Genomic DNA, 21,538 nt, shown 5'->3' with positions numbered 1-21,538 from the left:
TCAGCGCACTCAGGTCTTCAGGCGATAACCCGTCTTGAAGATCCAGCGCACGCCGATCAAGCATGCCAGCAGGAACACGAGCGTCATGCCCACGCTGACCCCGACGCTCACGTCCGACACGCCGTAGAACGCCCACCGGAAACCGCTGACCAGATAGACCACCGGGTTGAACAACGTGGCGGTCTGCCAGAACGGCGGCAGCATCTTGATGGAATAGAAGGTGCCGCCCAGAAAGGTCAGCGGCGTGATGATCATCAGCGGAATGATTTGCAGCTTCTCAAAGCCATCGGCCCACACGCCGATGATGAAGCCGAAAAGGCTGAACGTGACGGCGGTCAGCACCAAGAAACCCAGCATCCAGATCGGGTGCGCGATCTCGAACGACACGAACAGCCGCGCTGTCGCCAGCATGATCAGCCCCAAAATGATGGACTTGCTGGCGGCCGCGCCCACATAGCCCATGACGATCTCCACGTAGGAAATCGGCGCGGAATGGATTTCGTAGATGGTGCCCGAGAATCTTGGCATGTAGATGCCGAACGACGCATTGGCGATGCTCTGCGTCAACAGCGACAGCATGATCATGCCCGGCACAATGAACGCGCCGTAGCTCACGCCGTCGATCTCGACCATGTGCGAGCCGATGGCCGAACCGAACACCACGAAGTACAGCGACGTGGAAATGACGGGCGACAACACGCTTTGCATCAGCGTGCGCCAGGCGCGGGCCATTTCAAACAGATAGATAGCGCGGATGGCGTAGAAGTTCATGATTGACCGTGTACCAGGCTGACAAAAATATCCTCAAGCGAGCTTTCCGATGAATTCAAGTCGGTGAATTCAATCTGGAGCCGGCTAAGGTCGTGCAGCAGCTGGGAAATCTGGCCGCCGCCCTGGTTGTCGTAGGTGTAGACCAGCTTGTAGCCGTCGGCCGACAAGTCCAGCTGATAGGCGTCAAGCGCGGTGGGAATGCCCGGCAGCGGCGCGGTCAGCGTCAGGCTCAGCTGGCGCTTGCCCAGCTTGGCCATCAGCGCGTCTTTTTCTTCGACCAGAATGATCTCGCCTTTGCGGATCACGCCGATACGGTCGGCCATTTCCTGGGCTTCTTCGATGTAGTGCGTCGTCAGGATGATGGTGACGCCGCTCTCGCGCAGGCGCCGCACCATTTCCCACATGCCGCGCCGCAATTCGACGTCCACGCCTGCGGTGGGTTCGTCCAGAAACAGAATGGCCGGCTCGTGGGACAACGCCTTGGCGATCATCACGCGGCGCTTCATGCCGCCCGACAGCGCCATGATGCGGCTGTCTTTCTTGTCCCACAGCGACAAGTCGCGCAGCACCTTTTCGATATACGCGGGGTTGGCCGGTTTGCCGAACAAGCCACGGCTGAACGTCACCGTGTTCCAGACGCTTTCAAAGGCGTCGGTGGAAATCTCTTGCGGCACCAGGCCGATCTTGGACCGCGCGGCCCGAAAGTCCGACACGATGTCGTGGCCATCGGCCAGCACCCGGCCGTCGCTGGGGTTGACGATGCCGCAGATGATGCTGATCAGCGTCGTCTTGCCCGCGCCGTTCGGCCCGAGCAAGGCGAAGATCTCACCGCGTTGAATTTCCAGGTTGACGCTTTTCAGCGCCTGGAATCCCGAGGCATACCGTTTAGATAAACCCTGAACTGAAATGACAGGCTGCACACGCGCCCCCAACTTGATCGATAGTCAGGGATTTTACCCGCCACGACGGGGGCCGCTTGGTCGGCGTGGCGGAACGCTGTGTTCGCGATTCGGGAATTACCGGCCCCAGCGCAGCACCAGCGGGTCCAGCCGGCGGGCGGTTTCCAACAGGCCCTGGCGGACTTCGTCGCGCATGGTGGGGAACGGATGGCGGGGCGCGTCGCACGCGATCACCCCGCCCGCCTGCATCAAGGCCTTGGCCGTCAGGATGCCGCCCTGGCGGTTCTCGTAGTTGATCAGCGGCAGCCAGCGCTCGTACAGGCGGTAGGCCTCGTCGCGCTGGCCCGCCCGGTGCGCCTGGATGATGGGGCGGATGCCGTCGGCAAAGCCGCCCCCCGTCATCGAGCCCGTGGCGCCTGCATCCAGGTCCGGCAGCAGGGTAATGGCCTCTTCGCCGTCCCACGGCCCTTCCACCGCCGCGCCGCCCAGCGCAATCAGGTCACGCAGCTTGGACGCCGCGCCCGCCGTCTCAATCTTGAAATACGACACCTGTTCGATCTCACGCGCCATTTTCGCCAGCAGCGCGGCGGACAGCGGCGTGCCCGCCACCGGCGCGTCCTGGATCATGATGGGAATATCGACCGCGTCCGACACCTGCTGGAAAAAGGCTTCGACCTGCGCTTCCGGCACGCGGATGGTGGCGCCGTGATACGGCGGCATGATCATCAGCATGGCCGCGCCCTGGTCCTGCGCGCGCCGGCTGCGCGCGGCGCACACGCGGGTGCTGAAGTGCGTGGTCGTCACAATCACCGGCACGCGGCCCGCCACGTGTTCCAGAATGGCGCGCGTCAGCACTTCACGTTCGTCGTCCGACAGCACGAACTGCTCGGAGAAGTTGGCCAGAATGCACAGCCCGTCCACGCCCGAGTCAATCATGAAGTCCACCGCGCGCTTCTGGCTGGGCAGATCCAGCTCGCCTGACTCGGTGAACGGCGTGGGCACCACCGGGAAAATACCCCGGTAGCGCGGCGTGGGGGTGGTCGTCGAGGTCGTGGTCGAGATCGGGGTCGGGGTCGGGGTCGAGGTCATCGGCGTCGTCATGGCGGGCCTATTCGATGATGTTGAAATCGTTCAGGTACTCGGTCTTCAAGGTCAGGCCCAGGCCCGGCTTGTTGTCGTCCAGGTCGATAAAGCCTTCCTTGGCGACGGGCTCACCGTCGAAGATGTAGTAGAACAGCTCGTTGCCCACTTCCACGTCAAACATCGGGAAGTACTCGCTCATGGGTGAGGCCAGCGTGCTCATCGTCAGATGGTAGTTGTGCATCTGCCCCGCGTGCGGAATGACCGGCACGCTATAGGCCTCGCACAGCGCGTTGATCTTGTGCGCGGCCGTGATGCCGCCCACGCGGTTGGTGTCGTACTGCACGACGGACACGGCCTTGCGGTCCAGCAGCTGTTTGAACCCATACAAAGAAAACTCGTGCTCGCCGCCCGAAATTGGAATCGACGTCAGTTGATTCAATTCGGCATAGCCGTCGATATCGTCAGCGATGACGGGTTCTTCAAGCCATCGCGGTTCGAATTTTTCCAGCTTGGGCAGAATGCGTTTGGCGTATTCCAGATTCCAGCCCATATAGCATTCCAGCATCAGGTCCGTGTCGTAGCCGATGACTTCGCGCACCGCTTCCACCGACTTCAAGTTTTCTGACACGCCCTTTTGCAAATGCGCCGGCCCGTAGCCAAAGCGCATCTTGAACGCGGTGAAGCCCTGGTCCAGATACGTCTGCGCCTCGTCCTGCATGGCCTTTAAGTCCGTGCGGTAGAGCTTGGAGTAATAGACCGGAATCTTTTCCTTCGTGCGCCCGCCCAGCAGCTTGAAGACGGGCTTGTTCACGGACTTGCCCAAGATGTCCCAGATGGCCAGGTCCACGCCCGAAATCGCCGCCATCGTCACGCCTTTGCGGCCCCAGGCGTGGGTGGCGCGGTACATGCGCTGCCACAGGTATTCGTAGTCCCAGGGGTCTTGGCCCACCACCAGCGGCGCCAGGTATTGGTCGATGATGGCCTTGGCCACGCGCGGGGCCAGCGCCACATTGCCCAGGCCCACGATGCCGTCGTCTGTTTCCACTTCCACCACCGTCCAGCCGTGAAAGCGGAAGGTGCTCATCGTTTCCTGCTTGGAATACAGCAGGTCCATGGCGTTGGAGCAAAAATTGCCTTGCGGCGGCACGGTCTTGCCGGTCCATTCGAAAACGCGGGCGCGGACGGATTTGATCTTCATGGGGAATCCAACCTTATTGGGAAAGGGAACGATGCGACCGGCCCATGCGGCAGGCGATCAGAAAGGCTTGCCACGTGGCGTCCACATTCGCGCGGCCCTGGCCCGCGATGTCGTACGCCGTGCCGTGCGCGGGCGTGGTGATGGGAATGGGCAGGCCGCCCTGCACGGTCACACCGCGCGAAAAGCCCAGCAGCTTGATGGCGATCTGCCCCTGGTCGTGATACATGGTGACAATCGCCTGGAACTCGCCGGCCTGCGCCTTCAGAAAAATCGTGTCGGCCGGGAACGGGCCTTGAACCGCCAAGCCTTCAGCATTCAGCTCGCGCACGGCGGGCGCGATGATGTCGACCTCTTCGCGGCCGCACGTACCGCCGTCGCCGCCATGCGGGTTGAACGCCGCCACCGCCACGCGGGGCGCGTCGATGCCGTTGGCTTGCAATGACCGGTAGATCAGCCTTGTGGCCGCCTTGATGCCGTCGATGCTGAGCGCGGCCGCCGCGTCCTTCAGTGGAATGTGCGACGACACGCGAGACGTCCACAGATCGCCCAAGGTATTGAATTCACAGAAATAGCCGGTGACGCCCAGGTACTGCGCAAAGTGGTGCAGCTCGTCGTCGTGCTTCAAGCCGCCCTGCTTCATGGCGTACTTGTTCAGCGGCGCGAAACAGATCGCGTCGACATGGCCGTCGCGCGCGGCGTCCATGCAGGCGTTCAGCACGCGCAGCACCGATGCGCCGCCGGGCGCCTGCGCCTGGCCCACGGTGACCTGATCGGGCTGCACCGTGTCCATTTTCAGCCAGGCGGGCAGATGGGTATCTGCGCGGTGGCGCACGGCGTCCAGGCTATCCACCGCTTGGGTCGCGACGGTCACGCCCGCCACGCGCTGGCCTGCTTTCCAGAGCCACGCATCGCCCACCAGCACGATGTTGGCGTGCTCGCAGGCGTCGGGGCGCGCCAGCAGGCGGGCGATCAGTTCGGCGCCGATGCCGGCGGGGTCGCCCAAGGTCAGGGCAATTACGGGGAGTTGCTGCGGCGTCATGCTGGTGTCATTCCACGGAAATGTTGTTCTTCTTGATGATGCCGGCGTAGCGCTGGTTCTCGCTCTTGTGGAACTGCGCAAACTGTTCCTGGCTCATCGGGGTGATGTCGGCGCCAATCGCCAGCAAGCGCGTCTGCGTTTCGGGCAGCGCCAGGATCTGGTTGACGTCGTCATGAATGCGTTTCTGGATGTCGGCAGGCGTGGCGCTGGGCATGTAGATGCCGTACCAGGCGCTCATTTCCACGCCAGGCACGCCGGCTTCGGCCATCGTCGGCACGTCGGGCAACTGCGCATTGCGGCGTGTGCTCAGCACGGCCAGCGCGCGCACCTTGCCGCTCTTGATGTGGGGGRTGACCGACGACGCGGTCTCGAAGGCGATCTGCACCTGCCCGCCCATCAGGTCGACCATGGCGGGGCCGCTGCCGCGATACGGGATGTGCGTCATCTGCACGCCGGTGGCGTCCTTGAACAGTTCGGCCGCGATGTGTTGCGTGCTGCCCGAGCCGCTGCTGGCGAAGTTGTATTCGCCCGGCTTGCTCTTTAACAGCGCGATCAATTCCTGCACGGTCTTGGCGGGCACCTGGTTGTTCACGACCAGGATGTTGGGCACCGCGCCCACGAACACCACGGGGGTCAGGTCGCGGTCGTTGTCGTAGCCCAGCTTCAGCAGATGCGGCGCGATGGCGTGCGCGGTAGACACGCCCATCACCATCGTGTGGTTGTCGGCAGACTTCGCGGCCAGATCAGCCGCCAGCGTGTTCGACGCGCCGGGCTTGTTCTCGACGACCACGGTCTGTTTCAGCATCGGCCCCAGCCGGTCGGCCACGGCGCGCGCCATGGCATCCGTGCCGCCGCCAGGCGCCGAACCCACCAACAGACGCAAAGGTTTCGTGGGCCAGCCGGCAGCTGGGGTTTGGGCGGCGGCTGGAGCCGACGCCATTGCCGACAGGCACAGGGCGCCCGCCGCCATCGCGGCCAATACGCGGATCTTCATGGTTGTCTCCTTGGGGTTTTCTTTGCCACTGACGGGCATTTCTTATGGGTTCATCTTAGGGATTCGGTTCGTTTCCGTAAAATGAAACTTTTGCACCAACCGTTCACCACAGGCGATCAATCATGGAACGCACCCTGAACGTCCCCGCGCTGTTGTCACGCTTGCGCATGCGGCAGATCGTGCTGCTGCTGGCCATTGACGAACGCGGCACGCTGCGCGCGGCCGCCACCCAGCTGAACATGACCCAATCGGCCGCCAGCAAAATGCTGCACGAGCTTGAGCTGGCGCTGGGCCAGCCGCTGTTTGAACGCGTGGGCCGCGGGCTGGCGCTGACGCCAGCCGGCGATTGCGTCATGGGCTATTTCCGCGGCATGCGCGGCACGGTGTCATCGCTGGCGCGAGAACTGGACGAGCTGCGGCTGGGCAGCGCAGGCAAGCTGTTCATTGGCAGCATCATGGCGGCGTCGCCCGGCCATCTGACCGACGCGCTTTTGCGGTTAAAGCAAACTTATCCGCTGCTGGCCGTGGAAATTTCCACCGGCACCAGCGATCTGCTGATCGCGCAACTGAACGAGGGCAAGCTGGATGTGGTGATTGGGCGCATGCTGACCGCGTCCGACCGCAACTACGTGTTCCGCCCGATCGGCGACGAAGCGCTGTCCGTGATCGCGGCGGTGGATCACCCGCTGGCTGGCCAGAAGCGCGTGAGCTTCGAAGCCATGCAGGACTACTCCTGGATTCTGCAACCGCAGGGCAGCCCCATGCGGGACGTGATCGAACAGGAGTTCCGGTCGCACAGCATTGCCCTGCCGCCGGGGCTGATTGAATCCGCGTCCATCCTCACGACGACCAACCTGGCGATGAAGTCACAGATGCTGGGCGTGATTCCGGAATCCGTCGCCAGCCGCTATGCGCGCCATGGCCTGCTGGCCATCCTGCCGTATCAAATTCAGCAGTCGCTGACCGCATTTGGCAGCATCGTTTCGCGCGACCGCCCGCTTACCGCAGCCGGACAGCATTTTGTCGACTTGCTGCATGAAGATAAGCGATGATAAATGCGCGTTCGGCGCATTTTTGCCTGCCTGGCGCAGTACAATCGCCGATTGCGCTTTTTGCGTTGTTACCTTGAGGTCTATCCGTGAGTGCTCTGCCCGCCTGTCCGAAGTGCCAATCTGAATTCACCTACGAAGATGGCAGCACGTATGTCTGCCCGGAATGCGCGCATGAATGGTCGGCCCAAGACGCCGCGCCCGCCGACGACGATGCCCGCGTCTACCGCGACTCGGCCGGCAACGTGCTGCAAGACGGCGACACCGTCACCGTCATCAAAGACTTGAAGCTCAAGGGCTCGGGCGGCGTGGTGAAGATGGGCACGAAGGTCAAAAGCATCCGCCTGGTGGATAGCGACCACGACATCGACTGCAAGATCGACGGCTTCGGACAAATGAGCCTGAAGTCGGAATTCGTCAAAAAGGTCTGAGGCGGCGCGGCCCGCTTTGCCGGTGCTGCCCCGCTTGCCTTGGGCCACGTGTGCAAGTTGCGCAACTTGCCCGGCATGAAAACCGGGCAAGCGCGGGCCACACCGCAATCACACGTCTTCGTCTTCTTCCTGCTTGGGCATCAAGTACGCCGTCAGCGTGCTGGACAGCCCCGCCATCACCCACAGCACGAAAAACGACACGGTGTAAAAGCCCACGCGCCCCGTGGGCACATGCCCGAAGATCGCCACATCCAAGGGGTCGATCAGCGCGAATATCAACGCGCTGCCCATCGCGGCCGCCAGGAACGACGGCCACAGAATCCACATCAATGAACGCAGGCCCATCTGTGCTCTCCCTGCTTTACGGGTTGGCTTGCGCGGCGCGCGCGCCCTCGCTCGCCTTGGGTGCGGCCTGCTCGATCACCAGGCCACGCTTGACCACGCCTTCCTGAATTGGCTCGTGGGTGAAGTTGCTGTACGCGAAGTAGATCGTGATGAAGCAGCCAATCATGGCGGCGGCAGGGCCCGCCATCAGAATCCAGGGCCAGGGCTCCTGGTACCAGGGTTTGGGCGTCGGTGCGGTTTGGGCGAGGGTCATGGGAGTGTCCTTCAGGCTTAATCAGGGACGTAAAAACTGGCGGCTTCGTCGGTCTCGATGGACCGGTTTTCGCCGTCGTGGCCGCGCGCGCGCAGCGTGATGGAGTGCGCACCGGGCTCAGCGCCTGCCGGCGCGCGAATCACCATCGGCACCAGCTTGTTGGAGGCGGCCTCCACTTCGACGGTGTCCGAGCCTTGGCGGCCAGCCATCACCGCCAGCCCAGGCATGCCGTCGGCCGACAGGCGCAGCCGCATCGGAGTGTCTGACGTGTTGATGATCTGCAAGCGGTAGACGTTTTCGATCTGCCCGCCCGCCACTTCACGGCCCAGCGCACCACGGTCACGAATGACGTCAACCCGCAGCGGGTTGCGCATCGCCAGCGACGCCACGAACGCCACGGCCAGAATCAGGATCAGGGTGCCGTAGATCAGCACGCGCGGACGCAGCAGATGCGAGCGCGCGCTTTGCGTGCTCAAGCCGTCGAGCATGGCGCGGTCTGACGTGTAGCGGATCAGGCCGGGCTCGTACTGCATCTTGTCCATGACCTGTTCGCAAGCGTCGATACAGGCGCCGCAGCCGATGCACATGTATTGCAGGCCTTCGCGGATATCGATGCCGGTGGGGCAGACTTGCACGCACAGGCTGCAATCCACGCAATCGCCCATGCCGGCGGCCTTGTGGTCCACCTTGCGCGAACGGCCGCCGCGGGGATCACCCCGGCGCTTGTCGTAGGTGACGACGAAGGTGTCCGGGTCCACCATCACGCTTTGGAATCGCGCGTAGGGGCACATGTACTTGCACACGGATTCGCGCATGAAGCCCGCGTTGCCCCACGTGGCAAAGCCATAGAACAGCATCCAGAACCATTGCCACGGCCCCAGTTGCAGCGTGAAGAGTTCATGGCCCAGTTCACGGATGGGCGCGAAATAGCCGATGAAGGTCGAGCCCGTCCACCATGCCAGCGCAATCCACAGCACATGCTTGGTGACTTTCAGGCGCGCCTTGCGCAGCGTCCACGGCGCTTCGTCCAGGCGGATGCGCGCAATGCGGTCGCCTTCAACCTTGCGCTCGATCCACATGAAGATTTCGGTGTAGACCGTTTGCGGACAGGCATAGCCGCAGAACAAGCGCCCCGCCACCGCGGTGAACAGGAACAGCGCCAGCGCGGATATCACCAGCAGCACGGCCAGGTACACCACGTCTTGCGGCCACAACACCAGGCCAAACAAATAGAACTTGCGCGCCCCCAGGTCGAACAGCACGGCCTGCCGGCCGTTCCATTGCAGCCACGGAAGCCCGTAAAAAATCAGCTGGGTGATAAACACGAACGCGATGCGCCAGCGGGCGAAATTGCCACTGACGGATCGCGGATAGATCTTGCTGCGCACCCCGGCCAGTGTCTGCTCCAGGGTTTCGGCCCCGGGGCGTGGCGGGCGCGTATGCGGGCGCCAGGGCGGCGGGTCGCCGCCAGGCGGCGTGCCGACGCTTGCGGTTGACCCATCTTCCATATGCTGCTCCGTCCTGTAAGTCCGATGATGTGGGAGGCGCGCAAGGCGTCCTCCCACTTAAGTCCTGCTGACTGCGTTACTGCCTTGCCGGCTGCGTAATGCCCTGCCGGCTGCGTAATGCCCTGCTGGCCGCGTGGCAGTCCTGCGAGCCGTGTTACTTGGCCACTGCCGCCGTGCTGGCCGCGGCCGTATCCACCACCGCCGCTTGCGCGCCGCCTTCCGGCTTGTTCGACAAGCCCCAGACCCAGGCCGTCAGCACCTTGATCTGCTCAGGATTCAGCACATGTTCCTGCGCCGGCATGCGGTTGTCGCGGCCATCCAGAATGGTCTTGACGATCGATGCTTCGGAACTGCCATACAGCCAGACGTCATCGGTCAGGTTGGGCGCGCCCACCAGCTGGTTGCCCTTGCCATCCACACCGTGACAGGCCACGCAGAAGTTGCCGAATTCGCGCTTGCCGCGGAACACGCGCACCGGGTCCGCCGTCAGCCCGGACAACGATCGCACGTACTGCGCGATGTCGCCGGCCATCTTGGCGTCGATGGCGGCCTTCCAGGGCGGCATCACGCCATGGCGGCCCTTCTTGATGGTCTCCATGATGATTTCCGGCGTGCCGCCGTGCAGCCAGTCGCCATCCGTCAGGTTCGGAAAGCTGGGGCCGCCCTTGGCGTCAGAGCCGTGGCATTGCGCGCAGTTGTTCAGAAACAGGCGCTGGCCGATTTCACGGGCGCCCGGGTCCTGCGCAATCTGCGGCACCGTCATGGTTTCAAAGCGCGCGTAGATCGGGCGCACGGCCTCGGCCATCTTGGCCTGATGCTGCGCCACTTCTTCGGTGCTGCTGTAGCCCAGCTGGCCCTTGTACGAACCCAGGCCCGGCATGAAGAACAGGTAGCCCAGCGCGAACAAGCACGCCAGCAAGTACATCCATGTCCACCAGGTGGGGACCGGGTTGTTGAGCTCGGTCAGGTCGCCGTCCCAGACGTGGCCGGTGTCTTCGACCTGGCCGCTGGCGGGCTTGGCGCCCAGCCAGCGGCGCTGCGTGTACAGCAGCCACAGGCACCAGACCACGCCGCCCACGGCGACGACCGAGATGAAATATCCCCAGAAGCCATTAACGAAATCGCTCATGACCGATTCGCTCCATCTTGTTGTGCCTGGCCGAACTCATCGGGCAGGGCGAACGGCAGCATGGCCGATTCGCGGTTGGCGCTCTGGCGCCCGCGTGAGCAGGCCCACCAGACAATGCCGAAAAAGGTCGCCATCGAAATGGCGGTAACGATTGCGCTCAAGTAACCCAGCATGATCAGCCTCCCATGGCCGCTTGCGCGGCAGGTTGCAAGGCGGACTGCGCGGCCGGCGCCGTCGCGGCCGGTGCGGCGGTGTCAGCGGCCTGCTTGGCGTCTTCAGCTTTCTTGGCGTCTTCTGCCTTTTTGGCCTCCTCTGCCTTTTTGGCTTCCGCATCCTGCTTGGCTTCTGCAGCCTGCTTGGCCTTGCGCACACCGACGCCCAAGCTTTGCAGGTACTCGACCAGCGCGTCCTCTTCCGTCTTGCCTTCAATGGCCTTGGGCGCGTCGGCGATCTGCTGATCCGTGTACGGCACGCCCAGCATCCGCAGCGCACGCATGCGCTCGGCCACGTTCTCGCCGGTGATCACCGTCTTTTGCAGCCACGGATAGGCAGGCATGTTCGACTCGGGCACCAGCTTGCGCGGATCGCGCAAGTGGATGCGGTGCCAGTCGTCGGAGTAACGCTCGCCCACGCGCGCCAGATCGGGGCCGGTGCGCTTCGAACCCCACAGGAACGGATGATCGAAGACCGATTCCGCCGCCGTCGAGTACGGCCCGTAGCGCTGCACCTCCGCAGCCAGCACGCGCACCTGCTGCGAGTGGCAGCCGACGCAGCCTTCGCGGATGTACACGTCGCGGCCCATCAGCCGCAGCGGGCTGTAGGGTTCAACGCCCGCCACCGGCTGGGTCGTGCTGTGCTGGAAGAACAGCGGAACGATCTGGACCAGGCCCGCAAAGGACACCACCAGGATGCTCGCGATGATCATCCAGCCAATGTTCTTCTCAAGCGTCTGGTGAGAAAAGAAGCCAGTTTTCTTGTTGGCCATGATGTCCTCTCGTCAAACAGTGGCCGGCACGGCGGGCGCGTCAACGACGGCGACCGGCGGGCGAGCGGCATGGGGATCGTCCAGCGGAATGGCGGGGTTGACCGGCTGCGCACCGCGCACCGTCTTCCACACGTTCCAGGCCATGACGAACACCCCCGACAGGAACAACGTGCCACCAAGCAAGCGGATCAGGTAGTACGGAACCCGCGTCTTCAGTTCTTCGACGAAGCTGTAGACCAGGGTGCCGTCGGGTGCGGTGTCGCGCCACATCAGGCCCTGCTGCACGCCGGCGATCCACATGGCGGCGATGTACAGCACCACGCCGATGGTCGCAATCCAGAAGTGCAGTTCGATGGCGCGCACGCTGTACATCTTCTCGCGGCCATACAGGCGCGGGATCAGGTAGTAGAGCGATCCAAACGAGATCATCGCGACCCAGCCCAGCGCGCCGGAGTGCACGTGGCCGATGGTCCAGTCCGTGTAGTGCGACAGCGCGTTGACGGTGCGGATCGACATCATCGACCCTTCGAACGTGGACATGCCGTAGAACGACAGCGCCGTGACCATGAACTTCAGGATCGGGTCGGTGCGCAGCTTGTACCAGGCGCCTTGCAGCGTCATGATGCCGTTGATCATCCCGCCCCACGACGGCGCCAGCAGAATCAGCGAAAACGTCATGCCCAGCGATTGCGTCCAGTCAGGCAGCGACGTATACAGCAGATGGTGCGGACCCGCCCACATGTACGTGAAGGCCAGCGCCCAGAAGTGGACGATGGACAGGCGGTACGAATAGATCGGGCGGCCAGCCTGCTTGGGCACGAAGTAATACATCATGCCCAGGAAGCTCGTCGTCAGGAAAAAGCCCACCGCGTTGTGGCCATACCACCACTGCACCATCGCGTCCTGCACGCCGGCGTAGGCCGAGTACGACTTCCACATCGACACCGGCATTTCGATGTTGTTGAAGATGTGGAGAATGGCGATGGTGAGGATGTACGAGCCGAAGAACCAGTTGGCCACGTAGATGTGTTTGGACCGGCGCTTGATGATCGTGCCGAAGAACACGATGGCATAGGCCACCCAGACCAGCGTGATCAGGATGTCGATGGGCCATTCGAGTTCGGCGTATTCCTTGCTGCTGGTGAACCCCATCGGCAAGGTGATCGCGGCGGCGACGATGACGACCTGCCAGCCCCAGAACGTGAAGGCGGCAAGCTTGTCCGAGAACAGCCGCGCCTGACAGGTGCGTTGCACGACGTAGTACGACGTCGTGAACAGCGCGCTGCCGCCGAACGCGAAGATCACCGCGTTGGTGTGCAGCGGGCGCAGGCGGCCGTAGCTGAGCCATGCGGTGTCGAAATTCAACTGAGGCCAAATCAGCTGCGCGGCGATAAAAACGCCCACAGCCATGCCGACAATGCCCCACACCACCGTCATGAGCGCGAACTGCCTCACGATCTTGTAGTTGAAGGTATCGGCCTTGCTTGCGATTGCGGCGCAATCGTTCATCACCCTTCCCCTAAAGTAACAAATAGCTCCAGGCTTGAATGATGGGACACGTCACAGGAGTCGGCGTTGATATGGATCAAGCGCCAGAGGGCGCACGCGGGAACGCAGCGCGGGCGCAACGAACCAAGGCCGCTTTCAAGAAAATTCCGTTGTTGCTCGGGCATGCCGCGCCAGCCCGCGCGCAGCGAACAGGCCGAACACAATCGTGCTTAGCCGCGGCTGGCGGGGCCGCTGTCGTCGTCGCGCAAGATGGCGGTGCCGGCGCTGTCGGTGTCGTCGTACTGGCCATTGAAAACGGCCCACCAGAGCGACACGCCTATCACCAGCACAAACAGCAGCGACAAGGGCAAGAGCAGGTAGAGGATGGTCATGGCGCGGCTTCCAGCGCTGCGGGCGAAGCGATCGCGCCCGACCAGTCGCGGCGGCACAAGCGCCACGAGTTATAGGCCACGGCCAATGACGACACCAGCATCGTGATGGCGGCCAGCCACGGCTGCACCCAGCCCATCAGCGCAAGCGGCGTCATGAGCAGGTGCCAGATCAGCGAACCATACAGGTTCTGCCGCGCCTTGTGGCGCGCCTGTTCCAAGAGTTCGTCTAGCGCGGCGTCCGGCATCGTGGGATGTGCGGCCAGCGCGGAGTGCGCGGACGCCATCGCGGTGGGCACCGCCATCGACATTGCGCAAGGGCAGCTCATGACCAGCAGCGCAACCATCACCGGAATGCTGTGCGCCGGGTCGATGTATGCCCAGCCGGCAGCGGCCGCCAAGGCCAGCGCCACCTGGATCATGACGAAGCGTGAAGCCAGCCGATCAGCGCGTGCGCCAAGGTCCAGCCGCTGCGCCTCGACGCGTTGATGGCGCTGCCCGCCCGCCGCACCGCCAAACGATTGGCGGGCGCACAGTTCCAGGTAGCGGGCGGTCAACAGAAAGGCCACGAACATCGTGACGGAATCAAAATAGACTTCGCCGCGCCCCGTCCAGGTGGCATGAACGCTGGGGATGAACGCGGCGACGATGCCCAGCGCCACCGGCACGTCCATGCCGGCGCGCCCGTGGCGCAGGTTGTCTCCAGCATGACGCCAGATCGGCCACGCTGAATACAGCACCACGGGGATGGTCAGCGCAAAGCTGGCCCAGTTCATCAGCACGATGGCCCAGTCCAGCGTTTCCAACGCATCGGCGGGCATGCTGTCGTGGCGCAGGTAGCCGGGCCACGCGAACATCATCACCTGCATCATCGCCAGCCAGGCCAGCGACAAGCGCACCAGGGCATGGCGGCGCTGCTGGCGGTCGGTATCTGACAGGCAGGCCGGGACGGCGAAGATCGATTTTGCTCGCATGCGCCGATGGTAACGAGCGCCCCCGCCCCCCGCCTTGATCTGGATCAAGCCGCTTTTTATGGCTTGCCTATGAACCGGATCAGGGGCGTTGCTGACGCAGCACGGCCACGACGGCGCGGATCAGCGTGGCCAGTTCGTCGTCTGTGATCGTCAGCGCGGGCGTCAGGTACACGACGTTGCCGAAGGGGCGCACCCAGACCCCGGCTTCGACCAGCCGCCGCTTCAAGGCTTCGCGGTCGGTGATGCCATCCAGCTCCACCACGCCAATCGCGCCCAGCACGCGGACATCGCGCACCCAGGGCAAGTCGCGGCACGGTTCCAGGCCGGCCGCCAATGCCTGGGACAGCGCCTGCGCCTGCGCCAGCCGGGGTTCGGATTCGAACAGATCCAGCGACGCATTGGCCGCCGCGCAGGCCAGCGCATTGCCCATGAACGTGGGGCCGTGCATCAGCGCGTGCGCTGGGTTGTCGGACCAGAAGGCGTCGAACACCCGGTTGCTGGCCACCGTGGCGGCCAGCGGCAGCGTGCCGCCCGTCAGCGCTTTGGACAAGGTGATGATGTCGGGCTTGATGCCGGCCTGCTCAAACGCGAACATCGAGCCCGTGCGCCCGAAGCCGGTGAAGATTTCGTCAAAGATCAGCAGCAAGCCGTGGCGGTCGGCCAGGCGGCGCAAGCGGCGCAGCACTTCCGGGTCATGCAGCAGCATGCCGCCCGCGCCCTGCACCAGCGGTTCGACGAGGATGCCGGCCAGTTGCGGCGCGCGCGTTTCCAGGAACTGATCCAGCGCCGCCAGGGTGGCGTCATCGCGCGGCAGGTCCACGATGTCGTGCTCGGCCAGCATGCCGCGGTACAGGCTGTGCATGCCGTCGTCGGGATCGCACACGGCCATGGTGCCGAACGTGTCACCGTGATAGCCGCCCCGAAACGCCAGAAAGCGGCTGCGGCCGCGCTCGCCCTGGTTCAACCAGAACTGCACCGCCATCTTCATGGCGACTTCCACCGCCACCGACCCCGAGTCGGTATAGAAAACGCGGTCCAGCCCCGGCCCCAGCAGCCCGGCCAGCCGGCGCGCCAGCGTCAGCGCGGGCTCGTGGGTCAGGCCGCCGAACATCACATGCGGCATGGCGTCCAACTGCGCGCGCACGGCCTGGGCAATGTGCGGGTGGTTGTAACCGTGACAGGCCGTCCACCAGGACGCCACGCCATCGATCAGGCTGCGCCCGTCGGCCAGTTCCAGCCGGCTGCCGTGGCTGCGCACGACGGGCAGCGGTGGCGTCACCGTTTTCATTTGGGCATAGGGGAGCCAGATGTGGGGCTGGCCCTGGGCCACCCAGTCGGGCGTGTGCATGTTTGAGCTCCGAAAAAGCAGGCGCCGCCGCAGGCATTCCCGGCGCCGTGGACGCCGGAAAGCGCCGGGCGCGCCTCCACTACAATGGCCCGCATTCTACGGCTTGGCGCGGGCGTTGCCCTGGCCCGGCCGCTGCCGGAACGATTGATGTCTAAGCTGGATTCCCTGTTTTTCTCTGAGTTGGCCGCCGCGGACACCCGCCGCGTACGCCGCCGCCTGCGCACCGCCACGGCCGCGCCGCCCGGGCGCATCGTGCTCAATGGCGCCCCCGTGCTGAACTTTTCCAGCAACGATTATCTGGGGCTGTCCAAGCACCCGCTGCTGATCGAGCGTGCGCGCGAATGGGCCGCCCGCCATGGTGCGGGCGCGCAAGCGTCGCGGCTCGTGTGCGGCAACCTGGATTTGCACGAACAGGTGGAAGCCAAGCTGGCCCGCCTGAAAGGCACCGAGGCCGCGCTGCTGCTGGCTTCGGGCTGGCAGGCCAACGCCGCAGTGCTGCCCGCCCTGCTGCGCGCCGCCGCAAGCCAGGGCGACATCGAGCTCTATGCCGACAAGCTCAACCACGCCAGCCTGCATCAAGGGTGCCAGGCGGCCGGGGTCAAGCAGATCCGGTTCCGGCACAACGACCTGGACCATCTGGAAAGCCTGCTCGCCGCCAAGGTGAAAGCGGGCGCGGGTACTGGCGCGGGTACCGGCGCGGGCAGGGGCAAGCCCGTGTCGCGCTTCATCGTCACCGAAAGCGTGTTCAGCATGGACGGCGACCGCACCGACGTCGCCCGCCTGGCGGACCTGGCCGACCGCTACCAAGCCTTTGTCTACCTGGACGAAGCGCACGCGACTGGCGTGCTGGGACCCGGCGGCATGGGGCTGGCAGGGCTGGCCCCCGGGCGCATCGATCTGGCGATGGGCACGTTCAGCAAGGCGCTGGGCGGGTTCGGCGCGTATGTGGCCGGGTCGCGCGCGCTGTGCGACTACCTGATCAACACGTGCTCCGGCTTCATCTACACCACGGCATTGCCGCCCGCCGTGCTGGGCGCGATGGACGCCGCGCTCGACCTTGTGCCGACCCTGGACGCCGAACGCGCCCGGCTGGGTGCGAACGGTGACCGGCTGCGCGCCGCGCTGCAAGACATGGGTTTGGACACCGGCGATTCCTCCACGCAGATCGTGCCGGCCATCGTGGGCGACGAAGCGCGCGCGCTGGACATGGCGGCCAGCCTGGAACGCCGTGGCCTGCTGGCCGTGGCCATCCGCCCGCCCACCGTGCCGGCCGGCACCAGCCGCTTGCGCCTGACGCTAAGCGCCGCGCACCGCGACGCCGACGTCGCCCAACTGATCGACGGCATCAAGGCGGTGCTGGCATGAGTACCCTGCGCCCCACCCTGCTCTTCATTCACGGCTGGGCGTTTGACGCGTCCGTCTGGACGCAACTGCGCGCCGCGCTTGCCGACTGGCCGCATGCTGTGGCCGACGCCGGTTACTTCGGCGCTACGCCCGCAGTGATCGACCCCGTCACTGGCCCCGTCACCGACACTGACTCCATCACCGGCCCCGACACTGCCCCCATCAATGGCCCCGTCATCGCCATTGGCCATTCGCTGGGCGTGATGCGCCTGTTGCGAAGCCTGCCGTCCAATTGCGTAGGCGTGGTGTCGATCAACGGCTTCCCGCGCTTTAGCGCCGCGCCAGACTTTGAGGCCGGCGTGCCGCGCCGCATGCTCGACCGCATGATGAAACGCTTGTCGGCCGACCCAGCCGCCGTCGTGCACGACTTTCGCGAACGTTGCGCAGAGGCATCCGTATTAGGTGAACCGCGCCTGGAACCGCTCGCCCGCGACCTGGAAGCCTTGCGTGACGAAGACCAGCGCGACGCCTTGGCGGCGTTGCCCGTTCCGCTGCTGATCCTGGCCGGGGAAGACGACCCCATCGTTCCCGCCGCCATGACGCAAGCCGCGTTCGGCGGCCGCGTGGGTGACGAACGGCACGATCTGGAACACGGCGGGCATTTGCTGCCGGTGTCGGACGCCCCCTGGTGCGCGCGCCATATCGCCGGCTTCATCGCCCGCGTGGCGCCAGCGGCTTGATGCAAGTCACCCAACGCAATGCAGGGGTCGGCGCCCGCTTCGGCGCCGCCGCCCACCACTATGAAGCGCATGCGCCCATCCAGCGCATCACCGCCGAACGGCTGGCCAGCGATATCGCCCGCTTGAACTTGCCCGCGCGCCCTCGCATCCTGGAAATCGGTTGCGGCACCGGGTTGCTGACCCAGGTCCTGGCGCGCCAGTTGGGTGCGGCAGACTGGACCATCACCGACATCTCGCCCGCCATGCTCGCCACCGCCCGAAGCGGCCCGGCGTTACCTGGCACCGCGCGCTACCTGGTGCTGGATGGCGAAACCCCCCAGGCGCTGGATGGCGAGTACGACCTGATCTGCTCCAGCCTGGCCGTGCAATGGTTCACGGACCTGAACGCGGGCCTGGGCCGACTCGCCGCGCGGCTGGCGCCCTGCGGCTATCTGGCCGTGGCCACGTTGGCGGCAGGCACCTTCGCCGAATGGCAGGACGCGCATCTGGCGGCGGGTTTCGTTGCCGGCACGCCACCCTACCCGCCGTGCCAGCTCATCCGTCCCGCCATGAGCAATCTGGCCGGTGGCGTGCGCAGCGAGCGGCTGATACAAAATCATCCTGATGGCCTCGCTTTTCTGAAGGGCTTGAAAGGCATAGGCGCCACCACGCCCGCGCCCGGCCGCCCGCCGCTCTCTGCGGCGGCGCTGCGCCGGGTGTTGGCGGCGTTTGACGAACAAGGAGCCACGGTGACGTATCACCTGGCCTACGGTATGTGGAAAAAATCGACGCATCGCCCCGCCGGGGTTTTCGTGACCGGCACTGACACCGGCATCGGCAAGACGCTGGTGTCCGCCATCCTGGCGCGCGCCTGGAACGCCGACTACTGGAAGCCGGTGCAGACCGGCGTCTCCGAAGACCCGGGCGACACCGACACCGTCGCCCAACTGGCGCAACTGCCGCCCGAACGCCTGCACCTGCCCGCCTACGTGCTGCAAGCGCCGCTATCCCCGTGGGCCGCGGCCACGCTGGAAGACACCGTCGTCGACGCCACCTCCATCGTGCCCCCCGCCACCACCGCCCCGCTGATTGTGGAAGGCGCGGGCGGCCTGTACGTGCCGATCGACGACACGCACATGATGATCGACCTGATCGCTCGCCTGGACATGCCCGTGGTGCTGGCCGCACGCAGCGGGCTGGGCACCATCAATCACACATTGCTCAGCGTGGAAGCGCTGAAACGCCGCGGCATCCCAATTCTGGGCGTGGTAATGAGCGGCCCGCTGTCCGCCGGCAACAAGGAAGCCATCGAACGCTTTGGCGACGTCCGCGTACTGGCCGAGATCCCGCCCCTGGCGCACGTCGACGCGGCAGCCGTCGCAATGCTGGCGCAAAGCATCCCGCCACTGGACGAATGCCTGGCCGCGCTAGGCGGCGCGCCGGCGGTGGCGGATTAAGGGGGACTACATCACCCCAACGCCCCACCTGCCCGTAGCGCCTCGGCTCTTTCCGGGGATATCCCTGCTTCCGCCAGCACGGCCCCGCTGTGTTCTCCGAACGCGGGCGCAGCGCTTGGGGTGTCGGGCACCGTGCGGCCGAACTTGATGGCTTGGGCGAAGCCCTGGTAGCTGCCGACGACCGGGTGGGTGAAGGTCGAGATCATGTTTTCGGCTTGCACCTGCGGGAAGTCGAACATGTCTTCGACACCACGCGCGGCGGCGCAGGGAACGGCTTCGCCGAACCAGGTTTCCCATTCCAGCGCGCTGCGGGCGCGCAATGCCTCGTGCAGGCGCGGCACGATTTCGTCGCGGTGTTCGGCGCGCTTGCGCACCGAGTCGTAGCGCGCGTTTGCGGCCAGGTCGGACAAGCCGGTTTTTTCGCACAGGGCTTGCCAGAAATGCGGCGTGTTCGCAGAAATGTACAGATAGCCATCGCCCGTGGGGTGAATGCCGGTGATGCCGCCTGAGCGCATGTCGCGCCCGATGTTGCGCGGTTCGCCTTCGGCCCAGATCAACCTTGCCGATTGCAGCGCCAGCGCGCTGCGCAGCAACGACACACCCACGAACTGGCCACGCCCGCTGCGTTCACGTTCGTAGAGCGCCGACGCCACGCCCGCCGCCACCATCGACGACGCGTAGTAATCCACGATCGATCCGTACAGGATCTCGGGCGGGCCATCGGCCTTGCCCTGCAACGCGCACATGCCCGTCATCGTTTGCAGCACCTGGTCGTAGCCGGCCTTGTCCTTCAAGGGGCCCTGCTCGCCATAGCCCGACACCGCGCAATAGATCAGGCGCGGGTTCAGCTCGGCCAGTTGCTCGTAGGCGATGCCCAGACGCGCGGGCACGCTGGGCCGGAAGTTGTGGACCAGCACATCCGCCTGCCGGGCGAGTTCATGCAGCACAGCCAGCGCGTCGGGGTTTTTCAGATCCAGCACCAGGCCGCGCTTGCCCCGATTCACGCCCAGAAAGGCGCGGCTTTCGGCGTCGAGCGTGGACGGATATTTGCGCAGGTTGTCGCCCGTGGGCGGCTCGACTTTGATGACGTCTGCGCCCTGGTCCGCCAGCAAGGTGCAGCCATAAGGGCCGGCGATGTAGGCGCTAAGGTCCAGCACGCGCACGCCCGCCAAGGGGCCGCCGGTGCTCTGCGCCGCGGTGGTTGCTGCGCCCGGCATCATTGCGCCTCCGCAGCGCTGACCAGACCCAGCCCCGACGCCGCACGCAAAATCGCTTCGGCGCGGCGCAGGAAGGGGCCATCGATCATGCGGCCGTCCACGACGAACGCTGCAACGCCCTTTGCAGAGGCCTCGCGCGCTGCCAGCACCACTCGGCCCGCGTGCGCGATTTCTTCGTCTGTGGGGCGAAATGCCGCATTGGCCAGCGCCACTTGTTTGGGGTGAATGCAGCTCTTGCCCAGAAAGCCAAAGCTACGCGCCAACGCCGCTTCGGCGCGATAGCCCGCTTCGTCGTCGATATTGGCGAATGCCGAGTCATAGGCGAACACGCCCGCCTCCGCCGCGGCCATGCGCAAGGCGAACATGGCTTGCTGCACGGCGGCAGGTTCGCGGCGGCCAATGCCAGCCGGCTCGAACAAGTCGCCCAAGCCCAATTGCAAACCGGCCACGCTGGGGTGCGCCGCCGCCAAACTCGCCGCCCGCCGCAACGCGCGCGGCGACTCGATGTTCAGCAGCAAGCCCACCGCGTCATGCACGCCATTGGCGATTCGCGCCTGCTCGATCGCGCTGGCGGCCGCCACCACATCTTCTTCGCGTTCTGCCTTCGGCAGGTTCACCAGGTGCAGCCCCGGCCGCACTACCGCCTGCACGTCCGCATGAAAGTGTCCGGAGTCCAGCGCGTTGACGCGCACGATCAGCGTCTTGCCCGACGCCGCCGCTTCCGGCCCCGCGAGCATACGGGCCAGATGGCCGCGCGCCTCGTCCTTGCGCGAGTCGGCCACGGCGTCTTCCAGGTCGAACGACAGGGCATCGGCGTCGCCATTGAAGGCCTTGGCGAACAACTCGGGACGCGATCCCGGAACGAACAGTTTGCTTCTCATGCTTGCACTCTTTGGGGAATGGGAATCGGGACCGATG

Annotated in this window: 23 protein-coding genes; 5 read left to right on the top strand and 18 right to left on the bottom strand. The window is 65.0% G+C overall.

From position 1 onward, the window contains the following. Nucleotides 1–9: 9 nt before the first annotated feature. The 6 genes from AC1DSJ_RS05800 to AC1DSJ_RS05775 all read right to left on the bottom strand — a co-directional run bounded on the left by AC1DSJ_RS05800 (nucleotide 10) and on the right by AC1DSJ_RS05775 (nucleotide 5,984). The gene (locus AC1DSJ_RS05800; protein WP_006220442.1) at nucleotides 10–771 is read right to left on the bottom strand and encodes an ABC transporter permease; all 762 of its coding nucleotides are present in this window, start codon (nucleotides 769–771) and stop codon (nucleotides 10–12) included. Beyond that, on the bottom strand, nucleotides 768–1,691 hold the full coding sequence (locus AC1DSJ_RS05795) for an ABC transporter ATP-binding protein (protein ID WP_054422434.1): 924 nt from the start codon (nucleotides 1,689–1,691) through the stop codon (nucleotides 768–770). Before AC1DSJ_RS05795 ends, AC1DSJ_RS05800 begins: the two co-directional genes overlap by 4 nt. Nucleotides 1,692–1,787: 96 nt before the next feature. Continuing rightward, nucleotides 1,788–2,759 (bottom strand): dihydrodipicolinate synthase family protein, encoded by a 972-nt coding sequence (locus AC1DSJ_RS05790; RefSeq protein WP_441371551.1) that lies wholly within the window; start codon nucleotides 2,757–2,759, stop codon nucleotides 1,788–1,790. A 19-nt stretch (nucleotides 2,760–2,778) separates the two neighbouring features. Beyond that, nucleotides 2,779–3,951, bottom strand: a complete 1,173-nt coding sequence (locus AC1DSJ_RS05785; RefSeq protein ID WP_054422107.1) for an L-rhamnonate dehydratase — start codon at nucleotides 3,949–3,951, stop codon at nucleotides 2,779–2,781. A gap of 13 nt (nucleotides 3,952–3,964) precedes the next feature. Beyond that, on the bottom strand, nucleotides 3,965–4,990 hold the full coding sequence (locus tag AC1DSJ_RS05780) for a 4-hydroxythreonine-4-phosphate dehydrogenase PdxA (protein WP_427948969.1): 1,026 nt from the start codon (nucleotides 4,988–4,990) through the stop codon (nucleotides 3,965–3,967). 7 nt (nucleotides 4,991–4,997) lie between these two features. Continuing rightward, nucleotides 4,998–5,984: a Bug family tripartite tricarboxylate transporter substrate binding protein gene (locus tag AC1DSJ_RS05775; RefSeq protein ID WP_476760276.1), complete on the bottom strand. Its 987-nt coding sequence runs from the start codon at nucleotides 5,982–5,984 to the stop codon at nucleotides 4,998–5,000. A 122-nt stretch (nucleotides 5,985–6,106) separates the two neighbouring features. Here AC1DSJ_RS05775 and AC1DSJ_RS05770 point away from each other — a divergent pair, with 122 nt between their 5' ends. Beyond that, nucleotides 6,107–7,036 (top strand): LysR family transcriptional regulator, encoded by a 930-nt coding sequence (locus AC1DSJ_RS05770; RefSeq protein WP_082386960.1) that lies wholly within the window; start codon nucleotides 6,107–6,109, stop codon nucleotides 7,034–7,036. Nucleotides 7,037–7,122: 86 nt separating this feature from the next. Then, the gene (locus AC1DSJ_RS05765) at nucleotides 7,123–7,464 is read left to right on the top strand and encodes a zinc ribbon domain-containing protein YjdM (protein WP_054422110.1); all 342 of its coding nucleotides are present in this window, start codon (nucleotides 7,123–7,125) and stop codon (nucleotides 7,462–7,464) included. A gap of 108 nt (nucleotides 7,465–7,572) precedes the next feature. Here AC1DSJ_RS05765 and AC1DSJ_RS05760 read toward each other — a convergent pair whose 3' ends face one another. The 10 genes from AC1DSJ_RS05760 to AC1DSJ_RS05715 form a co-directional block, all read right to left on the bottom strand. Further along, the gene (locus AC1DSJ_RS05760) at nucleotides 7,573–7,809 is read right to left on the bottom strand and encodes a hypothetical protein (RefSeq protein WP_054422111.1); all 237 of its coding nucleotides are present in this window, start codon (nucleotides 7,807–7,809) and stop codon (nucleotides 7,573–7,575) included. 16 nt (nucleotides 7,810–7,825) lie between these two features. Next, a complete protein-coding gene (locus AC1DSJ_RS05755) occupies nucleotides 7,826–8,062 on the bottom strand; it encodes a FixH family protein (protein ID WP_427948966.1) in 237 nt (78 codons plus the stop codon). 17 nt (nucleotides 8,063–8,079) lie between these two features. Beyond that, nucleotides 8,080–9,570 (bottom strand): cytochrome c oxidase accessory protein CcoG, encoded by a 1,491-nt coding sequence (gene ccoG / locus AC1DSJ_RS05750; RefSeq protein WP_342067686.1) that lies wholly within the window; start codon nucleotides 9,568–9,570, stop codon nucleotides 8,080–8,082. 154 nt (nucleotides 9,571–9,724) lie between these two features. After that, a complete protein-coding gene (ccoP, locus tag AC1DSJ_RS05745; protein ID WP_175171308.1) occupies nucleotides 9,725–10,699 on the bottom strand; it encodes a cytochrome-c oxidase, cbb3-type subunit III in 975 nt (324 codons plus the stop codon). Continuing rightward, nucleotides 10,696–10,872, bottom strand: coding sequence for a cbb3-type cytochrome oxidase subunit 3 (locus tag AC1DSJ_RS05740; protein ID WP_054422115.1), 177 nt, complete (start codon nucleotides 10,870–10,872; stop codon nucleotides 10,696–10,698). Before AC1DSJ_RS05740 ends, ccoP begins: the two co-directional genes overlap by 4 nt. 2 nt (nucleotides 10,873–10,874) lie before the next feature. Then, on the bottom strand, nucleotides 10,875–11,684 hold the full coding sequence (gene ccoO / locus AC1DSJ_RS05735; protein WP_441371549.1) for a cytochrome-c oxidase, cbb3-type subunit II: 810 nt from the start codon (nucleotides 11,682–11,684) through the stop codon (nucleotides 10,875–10,877). A 12-nt stretch (nucleotides 11,685–11,696) separates the two neighbouring features. Beyond that, nucleotides 11,697–13,193 carry a cytochrome-c oxidase, cbb3-type subunit I gene (gene ccoN, locus AC1DSJ_RS05730; RefSeq protein ID WP_175171310.1) on the bottom strand — a complete coding sequence of 499 codons (1,497 nt, stop codon included), beginning with the start codon at nucleotides 13,191–13,193 and terminating at the stop codon, nucleotides 11,697–11,699. Nucleotides 13,194–13,402: 209 nt separating this feature from the next. Continuing rightward, nucleotides 13,403–13,564 carry a cbb3-type cytochrome oxidase assembly protein CcoS gene (ccoS, locus tag AC1DSJ_RS05725; protein WP_082386961.1) on the bottom strand — a complete coding sequence of 54 codons (162 nt, stop codon included), beginning with the start codon at nucleotides 13,562–13,564 and terminating at the stop codon, nucleotides 13,403–13,405. Continuing rightward, nucleotides 13,561–14,535, bottom strand: coding sequence for a P-type ATPase actuator domain-containing protein (locus AC1DSJ_RS05720; RefSeq protein WP_441371548.1), 975 nt, complete (start codon nucleotides 14,533–14,535; stop codon nucleotides 13,561–13,563). The genes ccoS and AC1DSJ_RS05720 overlap by 4 nt, the downstream gene beginning before the upstream one ends. A gap of 79 nt (nucleotides 14,536–14,614) precedes the next feature. Continuing rightward, nucleotides 14,615–15,883: an adenosylmethionine--8-amino-7-oxononanoate transaminase gene (locus tag AC1DSJ_RS05715; RefSeq protein WP_441371547.1), complete on the bottom strand. Its 1,269-nt coding sequence runs from the start codon at nucleotides 15,881–15,883 to the stop codon at nucleotides 14,615–14,617. Between the two features lie 147 nt (nucleotides 15,884–16,030). Between AC1DSJ_RS05715 and AC1DSJ_RS05710 the strand changes: the two genes are divergently transcribed. Genes AC1DSJ_RS05710 through bioD form a run of 3 tightly spaced genes read left to right on the top strand, consistent with a single transcriptional unit; the run spans nucleotide 16,031 to nucleotide 19,403 of the window. Beyond that, nucleotides 16,031–17,248 (top strand): aminotransferase class I/II-fold pyridoxal phosphate-dependent enzyme, encoded by a 1,218-nt coding sequence (locus AC1DSJ_RS05710; protein ID WP_441371546.1) that lies wholly within the window; start codon nucleotides 16,031–16,033, stop codon nucleotides 17,246–17,248. Continuing rightward, complete coding sequence (locus AC1DSJ_RS05705) at nucleotides 17,245–17,967, top strand: alpha/beta fold hydrolase (RefSeq protein WP_441371545.1); 723 nt, start codon at nucleotides 17,245–17,247, stop codon at nucleotides 17,965–17,967. Before AC1DSJ_RS05710 ends, AC1DSJ_RS05705 begins: the two co-directional genes overlap by 4 nt. Next, complete coding sequence (gene bioD, locus AC1DSJ_RS05700) at nucleotides 17,967–19,403, top strand: dethiobiotin synthase (protein ID WP_441371544.1); 1,437 nt, start codon at nucleotides 17,967–17,969, stop codon at nucleotides 19,401–19,403. Before AC1DSJ_RS05705 ends, bioD begins: the two co-directional genes overlap by 1 nt. A gap of 11 nt (nucleotides 19,404–19,414) precedes the next feature. Here the strand turns inward: bioD and AC1DSJ_RS05695 are convergent, their stop codons facing one another. Together AC1DSJ_RS05695 and AC1DSJ_RS05690 are read right to left on the bottom strand one after the other, a co-directional pair. After that, the gene (locus tag AC1DSJ_RS05695) at nucleotides 19,415–20,623 is read right to left on the bottom strand and encodes a CaiB/BaiF CoA transferase family protein (RefSeq protein WP_441371543.1); all 1,209 of its coding nucleotides are present in this window, start codon (nucleotides 20,621–20,623) and stop codon (nucleotides 19,415–19,417) included. After that, nucleotides 20,620–21,501, bottom strand: coding sequence for an HpcH/HpaI aldolase/citrate lyase family protein (locus tag AC1DSJ_RS05690; RefSeq protein WP_441371542.1), 882 nt, complete (start codon nucleotides 21,499–21,501; stop codon nucleotides 20,620–20,622). Before AC1DSJ_RS05690 ends, AC1DSJ_RS05695 begins: the two co-directional genes overlap by 4 nt. Nucleotides 21,502–21,538 lie beyond the last annotated feature (37 nt).

Source organism: Achromobacter sp. 01N37, from assembly GCF_056399725.1.
The sequence above is the reverse complement of the archived record's forward strand: the minus strand, read 5'-3'. Positions and strand labels throughout refer to the sequence as shown.